Origin of the sequence: Klebsiella sp. BDA134-6 (assembly GCF_015601345.1) — a bacterium.
GTDB classification, from domain to species: Bacteria; Pseudomonadota; Gammaproteobacteria; order Enterobacterales; family Enterobacteriaceae; genus Klebsiella; species Klebsiella grimontii.
In genome coordinates, this window is sequence record NZ_CP064784.1 from 116051 (window position 1) to 138724 (window position 22674).

The following is a 22674-nucleotide window of genomic DNA, read 5'->3' on the forward strand; positions in this document are numbered from 1 at the left end:
TTTTCCTTCAATGCTTTCTCTTATCCCTTAATCTCATAAAGCAGGGTTTGTCCGGCGATAACCTGGCCTTTAGCCTTAATTTCCAGGCAGCCAAAGTCCTCAACGTTGCTACACACCACTGGACTTATCATCGATCGCACGTTTGCGTTGAGAAAATCAAGATCCATCTCAAGCACTGGCTGCCCCGCAGCCACTTCGCTACCTTCTTCAATCAACCGCTTAAATCCCTGGCCGTCAAGCGCGACGGTATCCAGCCCCATGTGGACTACGATCTCAGCCCCTTTTTCCGTTTCGAGGCAAAACGCGTGATTGGTATTGAAGATTTTGACGATTGTCCCCGCGGCGGGAGAGAGGACGATATTGCTGGTGGGCTTGATGGCGATGCCGTCACCGACAGCTTTGCTGGCAAAAGCTTCGTCCGGCACTTGTTGCAGTTCCACCACCTCACCGCTTACCGGAGAGAGTAGTTCGGCGATAACAATGGCGCCAGCCGTAGTGCGGGGTTTGTTAACAACAGGCGTGGTGGCAACTGGTAGAGCTTCAGCAGCATCAACATGACCAGCGGTTTTCATCTCATTGGCAATTTTCTCTGCAATAAATCCGACGATAATCTGCACATTTGTATTGTTCAGGCGGATCACGCCACTGGCACCCAGGCGTCTTGCCAGCGCTTCGTTGACCAGTGTAGCGTCTTTAACTCCCAGGCGCAGGCGGGTAATGCAGGCATCAATAGAGGTCAGATTATCGGAGCCGCCAATCGTCGCAATGTACTGGCGGGCCAGCGCGGTTACACTTTGCTCTTTATTGTCGCTAACATTTATATCTTCACCATCAGCAGCGCTTCCGGCAACGGCGAGTTCACGACCTGGGGTCATCAGATTAAATTTAGTGATGGTGAAACGGAAGACCAGATAGTAGATAGCGAAGAACACCACCCCCATTGGGATCAGCAAGTACCACTGCGTCGCCAGCGGGTTACGCGAGGCCAGCACCATGTCAACCAAACCGGCGCTGAAGCCAAAACCGGCAATCCAGTGCATGCTGGCAGCAATGAAGACCGAGAGGCCAGTCAGGGCCGCGTGAATGACGTACAGCACGGGCGCTACAAACATAAAGGAGAATTCCAGTGGCTCGGTGATCCCGGTAAAGAAGGCGGCAAAGGCGCCGGCCATCATAATACCCATGACTTTGGCTCTGTTTTCCGGGCGTGCGCATTGATAAATCGCCAGTGCAGCTCCCGGCAGGCCAAACATCATGATCGGGAAGAAACCAGCCTGGTAGCGGCCGGTAATGCCGAGTACCGCTTTGCCTGAAGCAAGCGACTGTGCGCCGCCGAGGAAATTGGGGATATCGTTAATACCGGCTACATCAAACCAGAACACCGAGTTGAGAGCGTGATGCAGACCAACGGGTATCAAAAGGCGGTTGAAGAAGGCGTAGACTCCAGCTCCCAGTGAACCTAGCTTCTGGATATGTTCGCCAAAGCTCACCAGGCCGCTGAACACCACTGGCCAGATAAACATCAGGATGAAGGCAACGATAATCATGGCGAAAGAGGTGATGATCGGTACCAGACGGCGGCCGCTGAAAAAGGAGAGCGCTTTTGGTAACTCGACGCTGCTGAAACGATTGTAAAGCTCGGCGGCGATAATTCCCACCATGATACCGATAAACTGGTTTTTAATTTTGCTAAAGGCGGCAGGTACCTGATCTGCCGGTATTTTTTGGATCATTGCAACGGCGGCTGGCGAGCAAAGTGTGGTTAATACCAGGAAACCCACAAATCCTGCCAGCGCGGCCGCGCCGTCTTTATCTTTTGACATGCCGTATGCGACTCCTACGGCAAAAAGTACGCCCATATTATCGATAATGGCGGCACCGGACTGAATACATAACGCTGCAAGAGCATTAGAACTTCCCCAACCATTGGGATCAATCCAATATCCGATACCCATTAAAATTGCTGCTGCGGGCAATGTGGCGACTGGCACCATTAGCGCACGCCCCACCTTCTGGAGATAACCCAATATATTCATTATCGTTCTCTTAGAAAATAAAATCCTGAAGCCAGCGTGACCGTGAGGGCATTTATACTGGCTGACCCTGCGATGGGTATTGCGGTGTTATAACCGCTTTGTTTTTGTGGTTTTATTTTTAAGGGAATAAGAGAAAGGTTAATGTTATCTCTGTCGCATTTTATTAAATACTTTACAAGGTAATATTTTTAATAATTTAAAGGCGTAAGAAAATAGCAGCCATTTTTCAATGTCCGCTTATTTGTTTTATGCTCGGTAATTAAAAAGGTTAATTTACTGAATAGGCGATGACTCCTTTGCAGTATGTTGTATTAACCTGATAGTCATCTTCTAATATAACGATGTCAGCATCGAATCCGCGCTGTAATTTACCTTTCCGGTTCTCTAACCCTAACAATCTGGCGGGGTTGATGGTGCAGGATTTTAATGCTGAGGCAAAGGGTACTGTCGCACCCTCAACCATATTATAGAGCCCGCGATTCAGCTGTAGAGTACTGCCCACCAGTACACCATTTTCACGTCGGGTTGCACCATCCGGACCTAAAATCATTGGTTCACCACCAAACATATAGCGGCCAGGAGGGCAACCTTTTGATTTCATTGAATCGCTAATCATAATGACGTCATCATCATTCTTAATGCGATAGAGATTAGCGGCAGAAACCAGGCTCACAAAAATGCCGTCGGCGATCAATTCGCCGTAAAGACCGTCGAGTCGGAGCGCGGCGCCCAAAAGGCCCGGTTCACGGTTGACATATTTCGCCATCCCGTTGAAAACATGGGTGACATTTTTTGCGCCATTAGCGACCGCTTCCAAAGCCTGTTCGAAGGAGGCATCCGAATGACCCAGATTGACCACGATACCTTGCTGAGTGCAATAGCGTGTTAACGCCAATTCGGCATCTTCTTCTGGCGCAAGGCTGATGGCGATGATTCGCCCATGAGCTGCACGTTCAAAGGCTTGAAACGCGCTGACGCTGGCCGGCCGAATCTGTTTTTCCGGCTGTGCGCCGCGGTAAAGCTGGCTAAGAAATGGCCCTTCCAGATGGATGCCGAGAATTTCCGCACCCTGGTAACCTTCATCCATAACGCGCGAGATATTTTCCAGCGCAGCAAACAGAGTGGTATCTTCATCGGTCACGGTCGTGGGACAAAACGCGGTGACGCCTTCTTCCGGCAGACGATACGTCCAGCGTCGAAGCCCCTCAGGATCGTCTTCGTTAGTATCATAGTCCCAGGCGCCGTGGGCATGAGTGTCAATCAACCCTGGTATTATGCGCCGTGAGCCATAGTCCTGGTCAACATTTGGGCTGAGCCCCAGCGTGATATCGCTGATAACACCATTTTCCAGGGTCAGCTGCGCCGGATAGAAACCACCCGCTAGCCAAACACGTTCACTCTGGATTTTCATATATCCACCTTATGCGTTGATGAGCGATGCTGCCTCGCGGTCGCAAATAATGGTTACGTCTGGATGCATCAGTAAGAACGAGGCGGGGAATAATGGGTCGACACGAGTGCACTCATGAAGCTGTTTAATGACCGCCGCTTTTGATTTACCGTTAGCAATCAGGACAATTTCTTTACTTCTTAGAATAGTTCCCATACCGAGCGTTATCGCCCGTAGCGGCACATCTTCTTTACGTGAGAAGAATCGAGCGTTGGCCTCTATGGTTTCTTCATTAAGATCAATAATATGGCAGACAGGGCTATGAGTGGGATGAGGTTCGTTAAAACCAATATGCCCATCGTGACCAATGCCAAGGATAGTGATATCAAAATCACCTTGCGCCTGAATTTCACGCTCATAGCGTGCGCATTCTGCGTTTAAATCTTCAGCCAGAACGTTGGGTGCAAAGGTATTTTCACAAGGGATATTAGCGTGCTGATAAAAATAGTGCTCTAAAAACCAGTAATAGCTTTGCGGATCGTCCTTCTTTAGCGGGATATATTCATCAATGTTAAATGATCTGGCGTGTGCGAAATTAGCCTCTGCGCTTTTAGCCATTCGACTCATTTCTGCAAGAAGGCCCACAGGAGTTCCTCCGGTAGGTAATGCCATCACCAAATTCGGTTTTTTCGCTAGCGCAATCGCTACCCGACTAGCCGCCAGCTCACTCATTTCTTTGTAGGTTTCAGTAATGATAAAATTTAACATGTTTATCCTTTAGCCGCCTATGGTTGCTTTCAGACCAATTTCTTCGGCGTAATGTTTTATTTGCTCTGTCATTTCTCGCTGGCAGCCAGGAATATTATTCAGAAGATAGGGCATGCCAAGTTTTTGATACTTTCCAACACCGTAGATGTGATATTCCAGAATATCGACCTGCTGAACCGCAGCGCCCAGCTTGCGGATAAAATCCAGGCGTTGACGGATATCTTCCGGATCGTCATTACGTGTGGGGACAATGACCATGCGCGCAAGCATGGGGGTACCCATCGCCGCGATCGCTTTGGCATTTTCAAGGATCAACCGATTATCTACGCCGGTACAGGCGAGATGCGTCTCGGCATCAAAGGCCTTAAAATCGTAAGAGACCAGATCGACCGCTTCGATCAGCGGGCGCAGTTTCTCCCAGCGAATATGCCCGGCAGTATCAAGGCAAACGTGCACATCCGCCTCTTTTAACAGTAGAGCCGTCTCCCTGACGAACTCAGCCTGCAGTGCAGGCTCGCCGCCGGAAAAAGTAACGCCACCGTGGCTGGAGTCGTAAAATGATTTATCGCGCAGCAGCAGATTGGCCAACTCGTGGGAGGACATCTCCTTACCCACTTTTTCGTAACCGTCATAGGGGCACATATCGACCATATCCAGCAGGTTGGTACAGTTTTTTCGATCGATATTCACGCCGTTACCCGGTGTCGCCATGGTAATGGTGTTATTGACTGCGGCCTTAGCGCAGGTGCCACACTGGCGGCAGCGTTCCTTAAACCAGAAAACGTTGAAACCTGGTCTGATAGTCTCCGGATTCGCACACCACTGGCAGCGTAAATTACATTGCTGCATAAATACGGTACTACGTATTCCTGGACCGTCTTTGGTCGAGTAACGCTGAATGCGTGAAATCAGGCCAGTTCTCATATTACCTCCATATATACCCTAAATAATTCGGGTGGCAGGATAAGGACGCTATAAGCGTCCTTAACAACGTAACTGCAACTCGAAGTATGTCGGGATATCTACCAGGCCAGTTCTGTGCGGGCAATAATCGCGTCCTGCGCTTCCGGCATCAGCGTCGAGAACAGAGCGCAGTAACCCGCAACGCGGACCATCAGATTCGGATAATCTTCCGGGCGCTCTTTAGCCGCGCGTAAAAGATTCGAATCGATGATGTTGAACTGGTTATGGAAGATATTTTTCTCGCGACTGGCTTCCATGAAATGAGTGAATTTCTCCAGATTATCGTCGCCTTCCAGCGCGCTCGGTGTAAATTTCATGTTCAGCAGCTGGCCACCGGCGATTTTCTGGTTAGGCAGTTTCGCGACGGAGTTGATCACCGCAGTCGGGCCTTCTTTGTCCGCGCCAAGGCATGGTGATGCGCCTTCGTTCAGCGGTAGAGTGGCCAGGCGGCCATCCGGAGTTGCGCCAACGTCAAAACCGTTTGGTACATATGAAGTGATATTAGAGGTGGACATGGTGTACCCACAGCCCTTCGGTCCCTTACCGTAACGGTCGGTTTTGTATTTCGGCAGCAGCTTCAGGTAGGACTCGAATACGTCGGCGACGATGTGATCAACGTAGTCGATATCGTTACCGAACTTCGGCGCGTTACGGCACAGTTTACGCACGCGGGCGCCTTCGATGCCTTCAAAGTTGCAGTCCATCGCCTCGCGAAGCTGCTTCAGTGTCAACACCTTGTCATCAAAGACCAGCTTTTTCACCGCTGCCAGACTGTCGCCAACCACTGATGGACCGATATTGGATGAGCTAACGAAGTCATATTCAGCGCCGCCATTTTTCAGGGTTTTGCCGCGTTCCAGCGAGCAGTTGATGGTGGCAGAAGCAAAGGCGTCGGCATCGTGATATTTCAGCGCACGGTCGCAGACCAGGTCACAATCAACAGCCAGATCGGAGTAGAATTCCAGCAGCTGATTCCACGCGGCCCAGACTTCATCATAAGATTCATAATTAATCTCACGACCTTCCTTACCGTTGACTTTGACCAGCTGTACGCCAGTTGCCGGGTCGCAGCCGTTGTTCATCACCAGTTCAAGAATTTTGCCGAAGTTTACGTAGGTCATCCCGGTGGCTCGATGGCCCCAGCGCCCCGGAATCGCGGTTTCGACACAACCCATTGAGGCATATTCACGCGCGACTTCTTCCGTCAGGCCGAGAGTCATCATCGCCGGGATAACCACTTCGTCGCAGAAGATGGACGGCATGCCGAATCCTTTACGGATCAGTTTTGCTGAATCCTGCATCAGCGAGTGCGGGGTATCTTTAGAGAAACGTACGCTCAGGTTTGGCTCTGGCAGGCCGGTCAATGCCATGGCTTCCAGCGATAAATAAGAGAGGTCGTTGGTACCGTCGGTGCCGTCCGGCTTCATACCGCCAACCATCAGGTTGGAGTAAAGCGGGTAGCCGCCGCTGTACTGCGTGTGGCCCCACGGGCGCACTTTATTCAGACTGTTGGTCATGATGAAGAAGTGGGTCAGGATCTCCAGCGCTTTTTCTTTGCTGATTTTTCCGGAGTTGATATCCGCCTCGTAGAACGGCCAGATGTACTGGTCAAAACGGCCGAAAGAGAAGGAATGACCGTTACTTTCGATCATCATTAGCAGGTGAGTCAGGTAGACGGTTTCTACCGCTTCGTAGAAGCTTTGTGCTTTGCCTTCCATCAGGTGAGCGAACATTTCGCTCATCGTCAGTAGTTCGTTACGGCGTTTAGCATCGGCGGTTTTTTCCGCCTCTTCTTTTGCCAACAGAGAGAAGCGTTTGCAGTAATGCAGCGCCGCATCCATGGTGATGATGACCGCCTGGTAGAAATCCGTCTGTTCTTCAGTCAGGTCCTGGTCTTCCGCCAGATGTTGTTTTGCGATATCACGCATCCCACCGTAGCCGACTTCCAGTACAAAGTCATGGTTCGGAATGATATGGCCATCGCCAGACATACTGATACCGCCGCGGTGTAGTACCCCCTGTTTTTCTGCCAGGCGGTTTATTTGCGGTAGGTTAGTCAACACTTCATCCTGGTGTGTTTTCCCCTGCCAATAATCCTGCAGCACACGCAAGCGTGCTTTGGTTTCTTCAGCAACCTGAAAGCTGTCGCCTGAACGTTTATCGAACTCGTCCAGCTCGTCAATGACCCAGTTAAACGAGTATTCCGGGAACACCGGGGCGGCAAAATTGGCGCTTGCCTGATTACCGACGATCAGCATGTCCGGTTCGATATAGATAGTCATCTTTTCCAGAATATCGGCCATCGCTAACGCCCGGCGAATCACAATGGATTTACCCTCAGAACGTTTGAAGGATTCGGTGATGATCTCCGCGCGTTCCGGGCAAATGGTCGCCACGCGGTGGAACATCTGATCTTGTTTTTTGGCGATACGATTGAAATCACAATCGTTGTTGGTGGGTTTGAAGCTCAGTAATCCGTTCATAAAGACCTCAATTCTGGAGTGGGTATCCCTATTCCACGCCTGAGGTGTTCTTTTGTCAATAAAAAAATGATCTATTTTGTTTCTTTTGGCTTTAATGAATCCAAATGGAACATTATAAGGGTGCAAAAAAACACAGACGCCTGTTGTCAGACGTCTGTGCGATCAGGAGTGAGTATCTGCCAGCAATAGCTGTACGTTTTGCGTTTTAATCAGAGAGAGGGTGTCGTTGGGGAGGTCGGTCTGGCTGATAACGAGGTCGAGGTCAGCCAGACGAGCGTGGCCAGCAAGAAATGTTTGGCCAAACTTGCTTCTGTCTGCCAGTAGTATTTTTTGCCTTCCAGCACGCATCAGCGCTTGCTTGACGTGGGCATCGGTCATTTTGGGTACCGTCAGTTCTCCCAGTTCGTTAATACCCTGAGTACTGAGGAAGACCTTATCGGCATGGATATTACGAAAGAAATCAGCGGTGCTGAAGGAGATCATCCCTTGGGTATCGTCCTCGTACTCACCTGGTGCCACGATTAATTTAATATTTTTTCTCCCTTTCAATAGATTAACTACTGGAACGGAATTCGTTATCACCATGATTTTTTTATCAAAAATAAACTGTGCCAGGGCCAGTGGCGTGGTACCGCAATCGATAATAATCGTATCGCCATCCTCAACCAGTTCGGCGGCTTTCTGGCCAATCAGATGCTTGTCATCGACCATCTGTATTGATTTGAGCTGAAAACTGGGCTCGACGCTGGCACCGCTTGTCAAATAGGCCCCGCCGTAGGTTGTTTTTACAATACCTTGTTTTTCAAAGAAAGACAGGTCGCGACGGATGGTCATTTTGGTGACGCCGAACTTTTCGGCGAGTTCATTGACGACGACTTTTTTGTTCTGTTGCAGAATGGCATAAATGCTCATTCTTCGATCTGATGATTGCATGTCTACGATACATCCGGAGGAAAATCGCACTATAAAACACATCATTCAGGCTGACAATGGGGGATGAAAAGAACATGAAAGAACACACCCGCCGAAGCAGGTGTGTGCAGAGGTTATTCCCACTCTTGCAGGAAGCGTTGACCGTATTGGTCGGCGACCAGAAGCGCCGCATAGACCTGATCCGGCGTCGCGCCGCCGGGCATATTGTGGATGGTCTCACCTTCCGCGCAGGCGGCTTCCGCGACGGTACGCATTTTGCCCGGGATATCGGTTTTAATATCCAGCTGCGCCAGGGTGATAGGCAGCCCGACGCTATGGCACAGCGCCGCTACGGTTTCGATCTCTTCCACCGGCGCGTTTTCCAGTACCAGCTGCGTAAGCGTACCGAAAGCCACTTTTTCACCATGATAGTAGTGGTGAGCGTCCGGAATAGCGGTCAGACCGTTGTGAATAGCGTGCGCAGCCGCCAGGCCGCCGCTTTCAAACCCGACGCCGCTCAGGTAGGTATTAGCTTCAATCACCCGTTCCAGCGCAGGCGTCACAACGTGCTGCTCTGCCGCCAGCATGGCTTTTTCACCCTCTTCAATCAGCGTGTTGTAGCACAGTTCAGCCAGCGCCAGCGCCGCCTGGGTGCATTTACCGCCAGCCATGGTGGTCGCGCCGCTGCGGGAGCAGGCACGCGCTTCAAACCAGGTCGCCAGCGCGTCGCCGATACCGGCTGCCAGCAGGCGTGCCGGGGCCCCAGCTACGATTTGCGAGTCAACAATAACCATGTTCGGGTTGCGCGGCAGCATCAGATAGCTATCAAACTCGCCATCATCGGAATAAATGACCGAGAGCGCACTGCACGGCGCATCGGTGGAAGCAATCGTCGGCGCAATAACCACCGGAAGATTCATAAAATGTGCTAATGCTTTTGCGGTATCCAGCGTCTTGCCGCCGCCGATACCGAGCACGGCTGTGCATTGGACAGAATCGGCGATACCACGTAAGCGATTGATTTCATTGTGTGAGCATTCACCGCCAAACGGAGCGATTTCACCGACCAGCCCAGCATCCGCCAGGCTTTTACGCAGTTTTTCTTCGGCAAAACCGAGTACGAATTTATCGCCAACGATGAGCCAGCGTTCAGCCAGCGGTTTGAGGTAGCCGCCAAGGCGAGTCATTGCGTCTGCGCCCTGAATATACTTACCGGGTGATTGAATAATGCGATCCATTTCTATTCCTCCTGGATGACCGTGATGCCACCCCCCTGGGCGGCTCGCCGATCGGGTTACAGGTTCAGAGTTCCAAAGGCGTTATTCCAGTCCTGCTCAAACTTCTCAATGGCTGACTCTACCGCAGGGGTACCGAGCATTTGTTGCGCTACATCTAACGGAAGGGTGATAGCTTCGCAACCGGCTAACAGGCAATCCAGCGCCTGGCGTGGAGTTTTGAAGCTGGCGGCCAGCACTTTGCTTTCCGGCGCATGCAGTTCCAGCAGGGACTGCAGCTCCTGGACCATGCGGATGCCGTCACCGCCCTGGGCATCGACGCGGTTTACGTAAGGGGCAACATATTTTGCCCCGGCCAGCGCGGCCAGCAGGCCCTGAGAGGCGCTGTAGACCGCCGTGCCAAGTGTAGGGATGCCTTCTTTTTTCAACAATTTGATAGCGGCAAGGCCTTCGGCAGTGACCGGGATTTTTACCACGATACCGGGGACGGCGTTGCTCAGGCGTTTGGCTTCTTCCACCATGCCCTGCGCGTCGCGGCTCATGGTCTGGGCGAACAAAATACCTTCCGGGCCGACGGCTTTTTGCAGGCGCGGCAGAACATCCCAAACCGGCGTTTTACCGGCAGCGATAATGCTCGGGTTGGTGGTCACGCCGGCCAGCGGGTAGATACGCGCCAGGCGTTCAACTTCTGCTACGTTTGCGGTGTCCAGATAGAGTTCCATGATTCTTTCCTCAGTACATAATTCGGTAGTGTCGTTGAGGTAAGAATACGGCTTTCACTCGAAGGGTCGCCAGATGACAAATTTGCCAAAAACTGGACAAATGTACGCATTATGAGTAAGGATGATTTAGATCACGTTTATCCCGTAATACGGATTAAAGTGGAAGTAAAAGTGCGCACAAAAGTCAGGTTTAACACACAAAAATCTAGTTTTTTGCTGAGGCCGTTTTTTCCGTCAGCTGGCTATGATATTGACGGCGATACTCTGACGGCGAGCGTTCGGTGTTTTTGCGGAACAGGCGGCAGAAGTAGTTGCTGTCGGCGAAACCGCACGCGTGGGCGATATCTTTTACTTTCATATCGTGACCTTTTAACAGCATTCGGGCCTGCTCCAGGCGGATGTGATTCAGATACTCGTTAAAGCCCATTGGCCCGCATTTCTGGAACAGATGGGATAGATAGTTTGGCGAGAGATAAAACGCCTGCGCCACCGACTCCCGGGTTAATGGGTCGGCAAAGTGGGCGTCAATATGCTTACGAATCGCTTCAAAAAGCGCCTGGCTGCGCGATGAGGTTTGTACCTGGCTGCCCAGCAGATCGGCACAGTGGCTGAGCAGGCTGGTGACGATAAAGCGGGCCGTGTACTGCTCCCGCGGCTGCATCTGCATTTCATTCAATGCCTGCAGCAGAAAAGAGCCGACCCGGGGACCGCGGCGCGGAACCTGCTGTTTATCCAGCACGTTAAGCGCGCTGCCGTCCCAGTGGCGCAGGACGAATTCCAGCTGCTGTTTACCAAATAAAATAGTGAGCAGAGTGGAGGGCGTCATCCATTGCGGGTCATTCCATCCGCCAGCGGGAATATACAGCACATCGTGCGGCATGAGCTGGGTGCGTTCGGCATTAATCGCTGGATCGTGAAGCTGGCCTGCAAGCATGATTTCGAGGCGCGGAAAATCGACGCATAGCGCATTCTCAGAAGCCGGTCTGGTCTCTGTGGAAAAGCGGATTTTGCCGATTACCGCTGGGCCTTTAATAAAAGAATCAATGGCCTGATTAATATCGCTATTCATTCTCTCTCCGCGTAATGCGATCTCTTTTCATCATACCTAACAAACTGACAGAGGGAAAAGCCGCGCGGTTTTTCTGCGAAGAGTATTGTAAGATTTGATTGATATGTTATATCGTAACATATTATTGCAAACCTAAACTCAGGAGAGAGTGATGACCAAAAAGATTTCCGCGCTGGCGTTTGGCATTGGCATGGTAATGGCGAGCAGCCAGGCTTTTGCCCACGGTCACCCTGGCCATGGCCCGGCGCTGACCGAAGCGGAACAAAAGGCGAGTGAAGGTATTTTTGCCGACCAGGACGTAAAGGACAGGGCGCTGAGCGACTGGGAGGGGATCTGGCAGTCGGTTAACCCCTATCTGCTGAACGGGGATTTAGATCCGGTTCTGGAGCAGAAGGCCAAAAAGGCCGGTAAAAGCGTGGCGGAATATCGGGAATATTATAAGAAGGGCTACGCTACCGATGTCGACCAAATTGGTATCGAGGATAACGTCATGGAGTTTCACGTCGGGAAAACCGTCAACGCCTGTAAGTACAGCTATTCCGGTTACAAAATTCTGACCTACGCATCCGGTAAAAAAGGCGTGCGCTACCTGTTCGAATGCCAGCAGGCGGATTCAAAAGCGCCGAAGTTTGTTCAGTTTAGCGATCATACTATCGCGCCGCGCAAGTCCCAGCATTTCCACATCTTCATGGGCGATGAGTCCCAGGACGCGCTGCTGAAAGAGATGGATAACTGGCCAACCTACTATCCTTATGCGCTGCACAAAGAGCAGATTGTCGACGAAATGCTGCACCACTAATAAAAAATAGCTCCGGTAAACGTGATGCTTACCGGAGCTACGGTTTTTAACCCGGCTCGCGCTACGCTTAGCCGGGCTACAGGTTCCGCAAGGCGAACTAGCCGGTGTTACGCATGCCTGCCGCAACGCCGGCGATAGTGACCATCAGCGCTTGTTCAACGCGCGGATCCGGTTTTTCACCTTTCTCTTCCGCCAGGCGTGAACGATGGAGCAGCTCGGCCTGGAGCACGTTTAACGGGTCGGTATAGATATTACGCAGCTGGATGGACTCCGCGATCCACGGCAGGTCGGCCATCAGGTGGGAGTCGTTGGCGATTGCCAGCACCACGTTGATATCGGCGGACAGCAGTTGGCGCAGCTCTTCACCGAGCTTCCATAGTTCCGGTTTCACCAGACGCTGATCGTAATATTCCGCCAGCCACAGGTCGGCTTTTGAGTAGACCATCTCCAGCATGCCGAGGCGGGTAGAGAAGAACGGCCAGTCGCGGCACATGCTTTCCAGCTCGCTCTGCTTGCCGCCTTCAACGACTTTTTGCAGCGCGGCGCCGGCGCCCAGCCAGGCTGGCAGCATCAGGCGGTTTTGCGTCCACGCGAAGATCCACGGAATGGCGCGCAGCGACTCGACGCCGCCGGTCGGGCGACGTTTTGCCGGACGCGAGCCCAGCGGCAGTTTACCCAGCTCCTGCTCCGGCGTTGCGGAACGGAAGTAAGGAACAAAGTCTTTATTTTCACGCACGTAGCCGCGGTACATCTCGCAGGAGACATCTGATAGCTCGGCCATGATGTCGCGCCATTGCGCTTTGGGCTCCGGCGGCGGCAGCAGGTTGGCTTCCAGAATCGCGCTGGTATAGAGCGATAGGCTGCTGATGGTGACTTCCGGCAGGCCGTATTTAAAGCGGATCATCTCGCCCTGTTCGGTGACGCGCAGGCCGCCTTTCAGGCTTCCCGGAGGCTGAGAGAGCAGCGCCGCGTGCGCCGGCGCGCCGCCGCGACCGATAGAACCACCGCGACCGTGGAACAGGGTCAGCTCAATACCGGCTTTTTCACAGGTCTTAATTAAGGCGTCCTGCGCCTGGTACTGCGCCCAGGAGGCGGCCATCACGCCCGCATCTTTCGCCGAGTCGGAATAGCCAATCATGACCATCTGTTTGCCCTGGATAAAGCCGCGATACCAGTCGATATTCAGCAGTTGGGTCATGACGTCGTCGGCGTTATTCAGGTCGTCCAGGGTTTCGAACAGCGGGGCGACCGGCAGCGCGAAGCCGATGCCAGCCTCTTTCAGCAGCAGATGTACTGCCAGGACGTCTGACGGCGTTTTGGCCATTGAAATCACGTAGGCCGCAATCGAGCCGCGCGGCGCCTCGGAGATGACTTTGCACGTCTCAAGCACTTCGCGAGTTTCTTCGCTTGGCTCCCACTGGCGCGGCAGCAGAGGGCGTTTAGAGTTCAGTTCGCGGATCAGGAAGGCCTGCTTATCGGCTTCTGACCAGCTTTCATAGTCGCCGATGCCGAGATAGCGGGTCATTTCGCCCAGCGCTTCGGTGTGGCGGGTGCTTTCCTGACGGATATCGATACGCACCAGCGGTACGCCAAAGGCTTTTACGCGGCGCAGGGTGTCGAGCAGCTCGCCATTGGCGATAATGCCCATGCCGCAGGCTTGCAGTGATTGGTAACAGGCGTAAAGCGGTTCCCACAACTGCTCGTTTTGCGTGATAAGACCCGCTGGTTTCGGCAGTTTCTGCCCTTTCAGGCGCGCTTCCAGCCAGGCCTGCGTCTCCATCAGCTGCGTGCGCAGCTTTTTCATCAGGTAACGATAGGGTTCCTGCGCGCCTTCCGCGCCTGCCAGATCGCGCAGCTCATCGGTGCACTCGACCATTGATAGCTCGGAAATCAGCACCTGGACGTCTTTCAGGAACAGATCGGTTGCTTTCCAGCGGCTGAGTAGCAGGACGTGGCGGGTAATGTCGGCAGTCACGTTCGGGTTGCCGTCGCGGTCGCCGCCCATCCAGGAAGTAAAGCGAACCGGAACAAAGTCGACCGGCAGCCGATAGTTCAGGTTGTCTTCCAGCTGTTCATTCAGCTCGCGCAGGTAGTTCGGTACGCCTTCCCACAGGCTATTTTCAACAACTGCGAAGCCCCATTTCGCTTCATCCACCGGGGTCGGGCGATGTTTGCGGATTTCATCGGTGTGCCACGACTGGGCAATCAGCTGGCGCAAACGGCGCATGACCTGATGACGTTCATAGTCCGCAATGTCGTTGTTATCGAGCTGCTTCAGGCAACTGTTGATTTCACCCATCTTATGGATCAGCGTACGACGCGTGATTTCGGTCGGGTGCGCGGTCAGCACCAGTTCCAGCGACAGGGATTCAACGGCTTGCTTAATAATGGTTTCGTTGAGGTTGGGTTGCTCTTTAAGCTTTCTCAGGGTGCGGGCAATCACTTCCGGATTACTGGCCGCTTCGCCTTTTGGCGAAATGCTGTGGTATTGCTCAGCGGTATTCGCCAGGTTCAGAAACTGGCTAAAGGCGCGCGCCACCGGCAGTAGCTCGTCGTTGGACAAGTTTTGCAACGTGGTGAGCAGTTCCTGGCGGTTGGCTTCATTGCCAGCGCGAGAAGATTTGGACAACTTACGGATAGTTTCGACACGATCAAGAATGTTTTCTCCTAGCGCATCCTTGATGGTGTCGCCCAGCACCTTACCGAGCATACTGACATTACTACGCAAAGCGGAATATTGTTCGTTCATGTTACCCCAGACACCCCATCTCATTTTATTTTGTTATATCCGGCGCTCGATAATTTGAGCAGTGGATAAGCAACCGTCTTTTATAAAGCCACGTAAAAACCCCCACGTCAATTGTTGCGAAATCGCTTCAGCAAACGAATAAATGGCGGCAATTTGCGAAATTTAACTCGGAGGTCGCTTGATAAGTGTTGCTTATGAAAATGTGATAATTGTCACCCTCTCGCGCGGATGAAATCGCCCGAGAGAATGCGTATTTAATGCCAGCAAAAATGGTGGACCACCTGAGTGATGAGCTCGCGGGTCGGCTTAATAAAGCGCGTTTCCAGGTACTCATCCGGCTGATGGGCCTGGTTGATAGAGCCCGGGCCTAACACCAGCGTCGGGCAGAGAGTCTGAATAAACGGCGCTTCGGTACAGTAGTTCACCACGTCGGTTTGCGCGCCGAGGAGTTTTTCTACGACCTCAACCAGCTTATGGTCCGGCGGACATTCGTAACCGGGGATCGGCGGATGCAGTTCAGAAACGGTCAGGCGGCCAGGCCAGCGCTCGCTCACCGGCGCCAGCGCCTCGTTCAGCAGCCCGTTGAGATCGTTGAGCGTCATTCCGGGCAGCGGACGAATATCCATGTGCAGTTCGCAGCAGGCGCAAATGCGGTTGGAGGCATCGCCGCCGTGGATGGCGCCGAGGTTGAGCGTCGGCCAGGGAACGGTAAAGGCGGCATAGTGATAACGCTCTTTTAGGTCGTCGCGCAGCTGCATAATGCGGCCAATGGCGTCGTGCATCAGTTCAATCGCGTTGACGCCGCGTGCCGGGTCGCTGGAGTGGCCCGACTGCCCCTGAATGCGAACCGCGTTGGACATGTGGCCTTTGTGCGCGCGTATCGGCTGCAGCGACGTGGGCTCACCGATAATGGCGCAGTCCGGTCGCAGTTGGGTCGTCTCGGCGAAGTAGCGGGCGCCGGCCATGCTGGTCTCTTCATCAGCCGTCGCCAGAATATAGAGCGGCTTTTTCAGCTGAGTGACGTCAACGTCGCGCAGGGCGTCGAGAATAAAAGCGAAGAAGCCTTTCATATCCGCGGTGCCGAGACCGTACAGCTTATTGTCGTGCTCGGTCAGGGTAAAAGGGTCGCGGGTCCAGCGGCCATCATCAAACGGGACGGTATCGGTGTGCCCGGCAAGCAGCAGGCCGCCAGCGCCGTGGCCGCTGCTGGCCAGCAGGTTGAATTTATTGCGCGTGTCTGGTACCGGCTGAACTTCAACATTAAAGCCGATATCACGGAACCAGCCAGCCAGTAAATTGATTAAAGACTCATTGCTCTGATCCAGCGCCTCTTCGGTTGCGCTGATGGAAGGTGTGGCGATCAGCGCGCGGTAAATCTCGATAAAGGGCGGTAATTTGTTTTTCATTGTTGACACACCTCGGGTCGTGATAGTATCAATATTCATGCATTATTTGTGAATAAAAATACATTATCGTTGAGCGTAAGAAAACCCATCGAATATAAGGATGATGCTCTTACGGCTCAACAGGGTGGGGAAGGCAACGGTCTTCCTGGGCAAATATACGTAAGCAAGAAGGTGAAGAGCCCCAATGTTGAACACGCTGATTGTGGGCGCCAGCGGTTATGCCGGCGCAGAGCTAGTGGCCTATGTAAATCGCCATCCTCATATGACCATAACCGCATTGACGGTCTCCGCGCAAAGCAATGATGCGGGAAAATTAGTTTCCGATTTGCATCCGCAGCTGAAAGGCATTGTCGATCTGCCGCTGCAGCCGATGTCCGATATCAGCGAGTTTAGCGCCGGAGTGGATGTGGTTTTCCTCGCCACCGCGCACGAGGTGAGCCATGACCTGGCGCCGCAGTTCCTCGCCGCAGGCTGCGTCGTGTTCGATCTCTCCGGGGCGTTCCGCGTGAATGACGGCGCCTTCTATGAAAAATATTACGGTTTCACTCATCAGTACCCTGAACTGTTGGAGCAGGCGGTTTACGGCCTGGCCGAGTGGAGCGTCGAAAAGCTAAAAGAAGCCAATCTGATCGCCGTACCGGGCTGCTACCCGACGGCGGCTCAGCTATCGTTAAAACCGCTGATCGAGGCGGGGCTGCTGGATCTTAACCAGTGGCCGGTGATCAACGCGACCAGCGGGGTAAGCGGCGCCGGGCGTAAAGCCTCTATCGGCAATAGCTTCTGCGAAGTCAGCCTGCAACCCTACGGCGTTTTCAACCACCGTCATCACCCGGAAATTTCAACCCACCTGGGCGCGGACGTGATTTTTACTCCGCATCTGGGCAATTTTAAGCGCGGAATTCTGGAGACCATCACCTGCCGTCTAAAACCCGGCGTGAGCAAAGAGCAGGTGGCGGCGGTGTTCCAGCAGGCCTATGCGGAAAAACCGCTGGTACGTTTATACGATAAAGGTGTCCCTGCATTGAAAAATGTCGTGGGTCTGCCATTCTGTGATATCGGTTTTGCGGTCCAGGATGAACATATCATCGTGGTGGCGGCGGAAGATAACCTGCTGAAAGGCGCGGCCGCGCAGGCCGTGCAGTGCGCAAATATTCGTTTCGGCTTCGCTGAGACGCAGTCTCTTATTTAAGGTGTGATGATGAATCCTTTAATTATCAAACTTGGCGGCGTCCTGCTGGACAGCGAAGAAGCGCTTGAGCGCTTGTTTACGGCACTGGTGAACTACCGCGAATCCCATCAGCGCCCGCTGATTATTGTGCACGGCGGCGGCTGCGTGGTGGATGAACTCATGAAGCAGCTCAACCTGCCGGTGAACAAGAAAAACGGTCTGCGGGTCACGCCGGCGGATCAGATCGACATTATTACCGGCGCGCTGGCGGGAACCGCCAACAAAACGCTGCTGGCGTGGGCGAAGAAGCATGGGCTGGCTGCCGTTGGGCTATTCCTCGGTGACGGCGATAGCGTCAAAGTGACGCAGCTTGATGAAGAGCTTGGTCATGTCGGATACGCTCAGCCGGGTTCTCCGGCGCTGATTAACTCGCTGCTGGCGGGCGGTTATATGCCGGTCGTTAGCTCCATCGGCGTCACCGATGAAGGCGAGTTGATGAACGTCAACGCCGACCAGGCGGCGACCGCGCTGGCGGCAACGCTCGGCGCAGACTTGATTCTGCTGTCTGATGTAAGCGGCATTCTAGATGGCAAAGGGCAGCGCATTGCGGAAATGACCGCCGAGAAGGCTGAACAGCTGATCGAGCAGGGCATTATCACCGACGGCATGATCGTCAAAGTGAATGCGGCCCTGGACGCGGCGCGGACATTAGGCCGCCCGGTCGATATCGCCTCCTGGCGTCACGCGGAGCAGCTCCCTGCGTTGTTTAACGGCACGCCGATCGGCACGCGTATTCTCGCATAATCAATTTATCATTTTGTCGGCCCGGTAAGCGTAGCGCCGCCGGGCAATAAAATTCAAAGATATTAAGGAAGCATGTTATGGCACTTTGGGGTGGGCGTTTTACTCAGGCAGCGGATCAGCGGTTCAAACAGTTCAACGACTCTTTGCGCTTTGACTATCGCCTGGCGGAGCAGGATATCGTTGGCTCTGTTGCCTGGTCCAAAGCGCTGGTGACGGTTGGCGTTTTGACCGCTGATGAACAACAGCAGCTGGAAGAGGCGCTGAACATTCTGCTGGAAGACGTGCGGGCTAACCCGCAGCAGATCCTCGAAAGCGATGCGGAAGATATTCATAGCTGGGTAGAAGGTAAGCTGATCGACAAGGTCGGCCAACTGGGCAAAAAGCTGCACACCGGGCGTAGCCGTAATGACCAGGTGGCGACAGACCTGAAGCTGTGGTGCAAAGATACCGTTGTGGAACTGCTGTCGGCGAATCGTCAGCTACAAAGCGCGCTGGTCGAGACGGCTGAGAATAACCAGGACGCCGTCATGCCGGGCTATACCCACCTGCAGCGCGCGCAGCCGGTGACGTTTGCCCACTGGTGTCTGGCCTATGTTGAAATGCTGGCACGAGATGAAAGCCGTCTGCAGGATGCGCTTAAACGTCTGGACGTCAGCCCGCTGGGCTGCGGAGCGCTGGCGGGTACTGCCTATGAAATCGATCGTGAACAGCTTGCCGGCTGGCTGGGCTTCGCATCGGCGACCCGCAATAGCCTGGACAGCGTGTCCGATCGCGATCACGTACTGGAACTGCTGTCCGATGCCTCAATCGGTATGGTCCACCTGTCGCGTTTTGCCGAAGATCTGATCTTCTTCAATACCGGCGAAGCGGGTTTTGTTGAGCTTTCTGACCGCGTGACTTCTGGCTCATCCCTGATGCCGCAGAAGAAAAACCCGGATGCGCTGGAGCTGATCCGTGGAAAATGCGGCCGCGTGCAGGGCGCGCTGACCGGCATGATGATGACCCTCAAGGGGCTGCCGCTGGCCTACAACAAAGATATGCAGGAAGATAAAGAAGGGCTGTTTGACGCGCTTGATACCTGGCTCGACTGCATGCATATGGCGGCACTGGTGCTTGACGGTATTCAGGTAAAACGCCCGCGCTGTGAAGAAGCGGCGCAGCAGGGCTATGCGAATGCCACCGAACTGGCGGATTATCTGGTTGCTAAAGGTGTGCCGTTCCGTGAAGCGCACCATATTGTCGGTGAAGCGGTAGTGGAAGCCATTGCCCAGGGCAAGCCGCTGGAGGATCTGCCTCTGGCCGATTTGCAGAAATTTAGCTCCGTGATTGCGGATGACGTCTATCCGATTCTGGCGCTGCAGTCGTGTCTGGATAAGCGTGCGGCTAAAGGCGGCGTTTCTCCTCAGCAGGTGGCTCAGGCGATTGCCGACGCTAAACAGCGCCTGGTGTGATTCGCCTGCGGGGCTGCTTTTAAGGCGGTAAATAAACGAAGCTCGGGTAACCCCGGGCTTTTTTTATACAAAAAAAAGCGGACGCAAGGTCCGCAAAAGTTCACGTTGGCTTTAGTTATCCGGGTAGAAAACTGTGAGGAAGCGCGATGATTTTCTGCAGTTTTCCTCATTTATGGGTTTATTATTGAACAGAAACCTTGATAGGGATAATCGTTCGTTGCTATTCTATCTATCGCCATGGACTATCGTGGCGATGGAGGATGAATAATGAATATTCGCGATCTTGAATATCTGGTAGCGCTAGCCGAACACCGCCACTTCCGCCGCGCGGCGGATTCTTGTCACGTCAGCCAACCTACGCTTAGCGGACAAATCCGTAAGCTGGAGGATGAGCTCGGTGTGATGTTGCTGGAACGCACCAGCCGTAAGGTTCTGTTCACCCAGGCAGGGCTGCTGCTGGTGGATCAGGCGCGTACCGTGCTACGCGAAGTCAAAGTGCTGAAGGAAATGGCAAGCCAGCAGGGAGAGACCATGTCCGGGCCGCTGCATATTGGACTGATCCCGACGATTGGCCCTTATCTGCTGCCGTTGATTATCCCGATGCTGCATCAGACCTTTCCCAAGCTGGAAATGTATCTGCATGAAGCACAAACCCATCAGCTTTTAGCGCAGCTTGATAGCGGTAAGCTCGACTGCGCGATTCTGGCGCTGGTCAAAGAGAGCGAAGCGTTTATTGAGGTGCCGCTGTTTGATGAGCCCATGATGCTGGCTATCTACGAAGATCACCCGTGGGCTAACCGCGAGTGCGTGCCGATGTCGGACCTGGCCGGTGAAAAGCTGCTGATGCTGGAAGACGGCCACTGCCTGCGCGATCAGGCGATGGGCTTTTGCTTTGAAGCGGGCGCCGACGAGGATACGCATTTCCGGGCGACCAGCCTCGAAACGTTGCGTAACATGGTGGCTGCCGGTAGCGGCATCACGCTGCTGCCAGCCTTAGCCGTGCCGCAGGAGAGAAAGCGCGATGGCGTGGTCTATGTGCCCTGTATCAAGCCGGAACCGAGACGTACCGTGGGGCTGGTTTATCGCCCGGGTTCGCCGCTGCGTAGCCGCTATGAACATCTGGCAGAGGCCATCCGCGGGAAGATGGATGGCCATTTCGACACCGCGTTAAAACAGGCGGTTTAAGCCATTTAACGCGGCTACCCGATAGGCTTCCGCCATCGTCGGGTAGTTAAAGGTGGTGTTAACGAAGTACTCAATGGTGTTACCACCGCCTTTCTGCTCCATTATCGCCTGGCCGATGTGAATAATTTCGGCCGCGCGCTCGCCAAAGCAATGAATCCCAAGGATCTCTTTCGTTTCGCGATGAAACAGGATCTTCAGCGTACCGACGCTCATGCCGACAATCTGCGCACGCGCCAGATGCTTGAACTGCGCGCGCCCGACCTCGTAAGGCACTTTCATGGCCGTCAATTGCTGCTCGGTTTTGCCAACGGAGCTGATTTCCGGAATGGTGTAAATACCGGTAGGGATATCTTCAATCAGATGCGCCGAGGCTTCGCCTTTCACCAGCGCCTGGGCAGCGATGCGCCCCTGGTCGTAGGCGGCCGAGGCCAGGCTCGGGTAGCCAATCACATCGCCGACGGCATAAATATGCGGCAGGGCGGTTTGATACATGCTGTTGACCTTCAACTGACCGCGGCTATCGGTTTGCAGGCCGATATTTTCCAGCGCCAGAGAGTCGGTATTCCCGGTGCGGCCGTTAGCGTACAGCAGGCAGTCCGCTTTTAGCTTTTTGCCGGATTTCAGGTGCATGATGACGCCGTCATCCACGCCCTCAATCTTTTCGTACTCTTCATTGTGGCGAATGACCACGCCGCTATTCCAGAAGTGATAGGAGAGGGAGTCGGACATCTCCTGATCGAGAAACGCCAGTAGGCGATCGCGGGTGTTGATCAGATCCACCTTCACTTCCATTCCGCGGAAGATCGACGCATATTCGCAGCCGATCACCCCGGCCCCATAAATGATCACATGGCGCGGTTCGTGGTGCAGGCTAAGGATCGAGTCGCTGTCATAAATGCGCGGGTGATGGAAGTCAACGTCTGCCGGATGGTACGGGCGTGAACCGCAGGCAATCACGAACTTTTCCGCCGTCACCGTTTCCACGGTACCGTCGTGGCATTCCAGCGCGATAGTGTGTTCATCAACAAAATGGGCATTACCCTGCAGGATTTCACAGTGGTTACGCTCATAGAAACCCTGACGCATATGGGTTTGCTGGTTAATGACGCTGTCGGCATGGTTCAGGATGTCGGCGAAGGAAGAACGAAGAAGACGGGAATGGTCGCTGTAGAGGGGATTTTGGTTAAACTCGATAATACGGCTGACGGCATGGCGGAGGGCTTTTGACGGGATGGTACCCCAGTGGGTACAACCGCCGCCAACGTTATGGTAGCGCTCAATGACGGCAACGCGTGCTCCCTGTTTCACCAGCCCCATGGCGGCACCTTCTCCGCCAGGACCGGAACCAATCACAATTGCATCATAATCCCAAGAGTGTGACATGGCATTACTCACCTGTTTTATACATAAAATAAACACGATGATAACATTTGCCGCGCTTTAACCCAATTATCGTTGTGCTTTTTTGCGGCATAAAAGCAGAAACAGCTCGTAAACAATCATTCACAATCCAGTGTAAACCGATTGGTTCTGA

Annotated in this window: 17 protein-coding genes; 5 read left to right on the forward strand and 12 right to left on the reverse strand. The window is 53.6% G+C overall.

Features of this window, described 5'->3' with window-relative positions; all coding sequences use genetic code 11:
• Positions 1-20 precede the first annotated feature (20 nt).
• The 9 genes from nagE to IYV58_RS00580 all read right to left on the reverse strand — a co-directional run bounded on the left by nagE (position 21) and on the right by IYV58_RS00580 (position 11578).
• Entirely contained in the window at positions 21-2036 is a 2016-nt protein-coding gene (gene nagE, locus IYV58_RS00540; protein ID WP_004127285.1) for an N-acetylglucosamine-specific PTS transporter subunit IIBC, read from the reverse strand.
• Positions 2037-2304: 268 nt separating this feature from the next.
• Positions 2305-3447, reverse strand: a complete 1143-nt coding sequence (nagA, locus tag IYV58_RS00545; RefSeq protein ID WP_004127287.1) for an N-acetylglucosamine-6-phosphate deacetylase — start codon at positions 3445-3447, stop codon at positions 2305-2307.
• A 9-nt stretch (positions 3448-3456) separates the two neighbouring features.
• Positions 3457-4194: a glucosamine-6-phosphate deaminase gene (gene nagB / locus IYV58_RS00550; RefSeq protein ID WP_004127295.1), complete on the reverse strand. Its 738-nt coding sequence runs from the start codon at positions 4192-4194 to the stop codon at positions 3457-3459.
• Between the two features lie 9 nt (positions 4195-4203).
• The gene (locus IYV58_RS00555) at positions 4204-5118 is read right to left on the reverse strand and encodes a glycyl-radical enzyme activating protein (RefSeq protein WP_004127298.1); all 915 of its coding nucleotides are present in this window, start codon (positions 5116-5118) and stop codon (positions 4204-4206) included.
• Between the two features lie 98 nt (positions 5119-5216).
• Complete coding sequence (locus IYV58_RS00560; RefSeq protein WP_004127301.1) at positions 5217-7640, reverse strand: glycyl radical protein; 2424 nt, start codon at positions 7638-7640, stop codon at positions 5217-5219.
• A gap of 162 nt (positions 7641-7802) precedes the next feature.
• The gene (locus IYV58_RS00565) at positions 7803-8552 is read right to left on the reverse strand and encodes a DeoR/GlpR family DNA-binding transcription regulator (RefSeq protein ID WP_123829430.1); all 750 of its coding nucleotides are present in this window, start codon (positions 8550-8552) and stop codon (positions 7803-7805) included.
• 134 nt (positions 8553-8686) lie between these two features.
• Positions 8687-9790: a bifunctional L-1,2-propanediol dehydrogenase/glycerol dehydrogenase gene (gene gldA, locus IYV58_RS00570; RefSeq protein ID WP_004127305.1), complete on the reverse strand. Its 1104-nt coding sequence runs from the start codon at positions 9788-9790 to the stop codon at positions 8687-8689.
• A gap of 56 nt (positions 9791-9846) precedes the next feature.
• Entirely contained in the window at positions 9847-10509 is a 663-nt protein-coding gene (gene fsa, locus IYV58_RS00575; protein ID WP_004107558.1) for a fructose-6-phosphate aldolase, read from the reverse strand.
• A 205-nt stretch (positions 10510-10714) separates the two neighbouring features.
• Complete coding sequence (locus IYV58_RS00580) at positions 10715-11578, reverse strand: AraC family transcriptional regulator (RefSeq protein ID WP_004127311.1); 864 nt, start codon at positions 11576-11578, stop codon at positions 10715-10717.
• 151 nt (positions 11579-11729) lie between these two features.
• Here IYV58_RS00580 and zinT point away from each other — a divergent pair, with 151 nt between their 5' ends.
• Positions 11730-12377, forward strand: a complete 648-nt coding sequence (gene zinT, locus IYV58_RS00585; protein ID WP_004127314.1) for a metal-binding protein ZinT — start codon at positions 11730-11732, stop codon at positions 12375-12377.
• A 97-nt stretch (positions 12378-12474) separates the two neighbouring features.
• Here the strand turns inward: zinT and ppc are convergent, their stop codons facing one another.
• Positions 12475-15126 (reverse strand): phosphoenolpyruvate carboxylase, encoded by a 2652-nt coding sequence (gene ppc / locus IYV58_RS00590; RefSeq protein ID WP_049113499.1) that lies wholly within the window; start codon positions 15124-15126, stop codon positions 12475-12477.
• Positions 15127-15380: 254 nt separating this feature from the next.
• Positions 15381-16532 carry an acetylornithine deacetylase gene (argE, locus tag IYV58_RS00595; RefSeq protein ID WP_004127321.1) on the reverse strand — a complete coding sequence of 384 codons (1152 nt, stop codon included), beginning with the start codon at positions 16530-16532 and terminating at the stop codon, positions 15381-15383.
• 184 nt (positions 16533-16716) lie between these two features.
• Here argE and argC point away from each other — a divergent pair, with 184 nt between their 5' ends.
• The 4 genes from argC (at position 16717) to oxyR (ending at position 21140) form a co-directional block, all read left to right on the forward strand.
• Entirely contained in the window at positions 16717-17721 is a 1005-nt protein-coding gene (argC, locus tag IYV58_RS00600; RefSeq protein ID WP_004127324.1) for an N-acetyl-gamma-glutamyl-phosphate reductase, read from the forward strand.
• A gap of 6 nt (positions 17722-17727) precedes the next feature.
• Positions 17728-18504, forward strand: coding sequence for an acetylglutamate kinase (gene argB, locus IYV58_RS00605; RefSeq protein ID WP_109213033.1), 777 nt, complete (start codon positions 17728-17730; stop codon positions 18502-18504).
• 77 nt (positions 18505-18581) lie between these two features.
• On the forward strand, positions 18582-19955 hold the full coding sequence (argH, locus tag IYV58_RS00610; RefSeq protein WP_087828808.1) for an argininosuccinate lyase: 1374 nt from the start codon (positions 18582-18584) through the stop codon (positions 19953-19955).
• A 267-nt stretch (positions 19956-20222) separates the two neighbouring features.
• On the forward strand, positions 20223-21140 hold the full coding sequence (oxyR, locus tag IYV58_RS00615) for a DNA-binding transcriptional regulator OxyR (protein ID WP_004127331.1): 918 nt from the start codon (positions 20223-20225) through the stop codon (positions 21138-21140).
• Here the strand turns inward: oxyR and sthA are convergent.
• Complete coding sequence (gene sthA, locus IYV58_RS00620) at positions 21123-22523, reverse strand: Si-specific NAD(P)(+) transhydrogenase (protein WP_004116922.1); 1401 nt, start codon at positions 22521-22523, stop codon at positions 21123-21125. The two genes, oxyR and sthA, sit on opposite strands and share 18 nt — an antisense overlap.
• Positions 22524-22674: the final 151 nt, after the last annotated feature.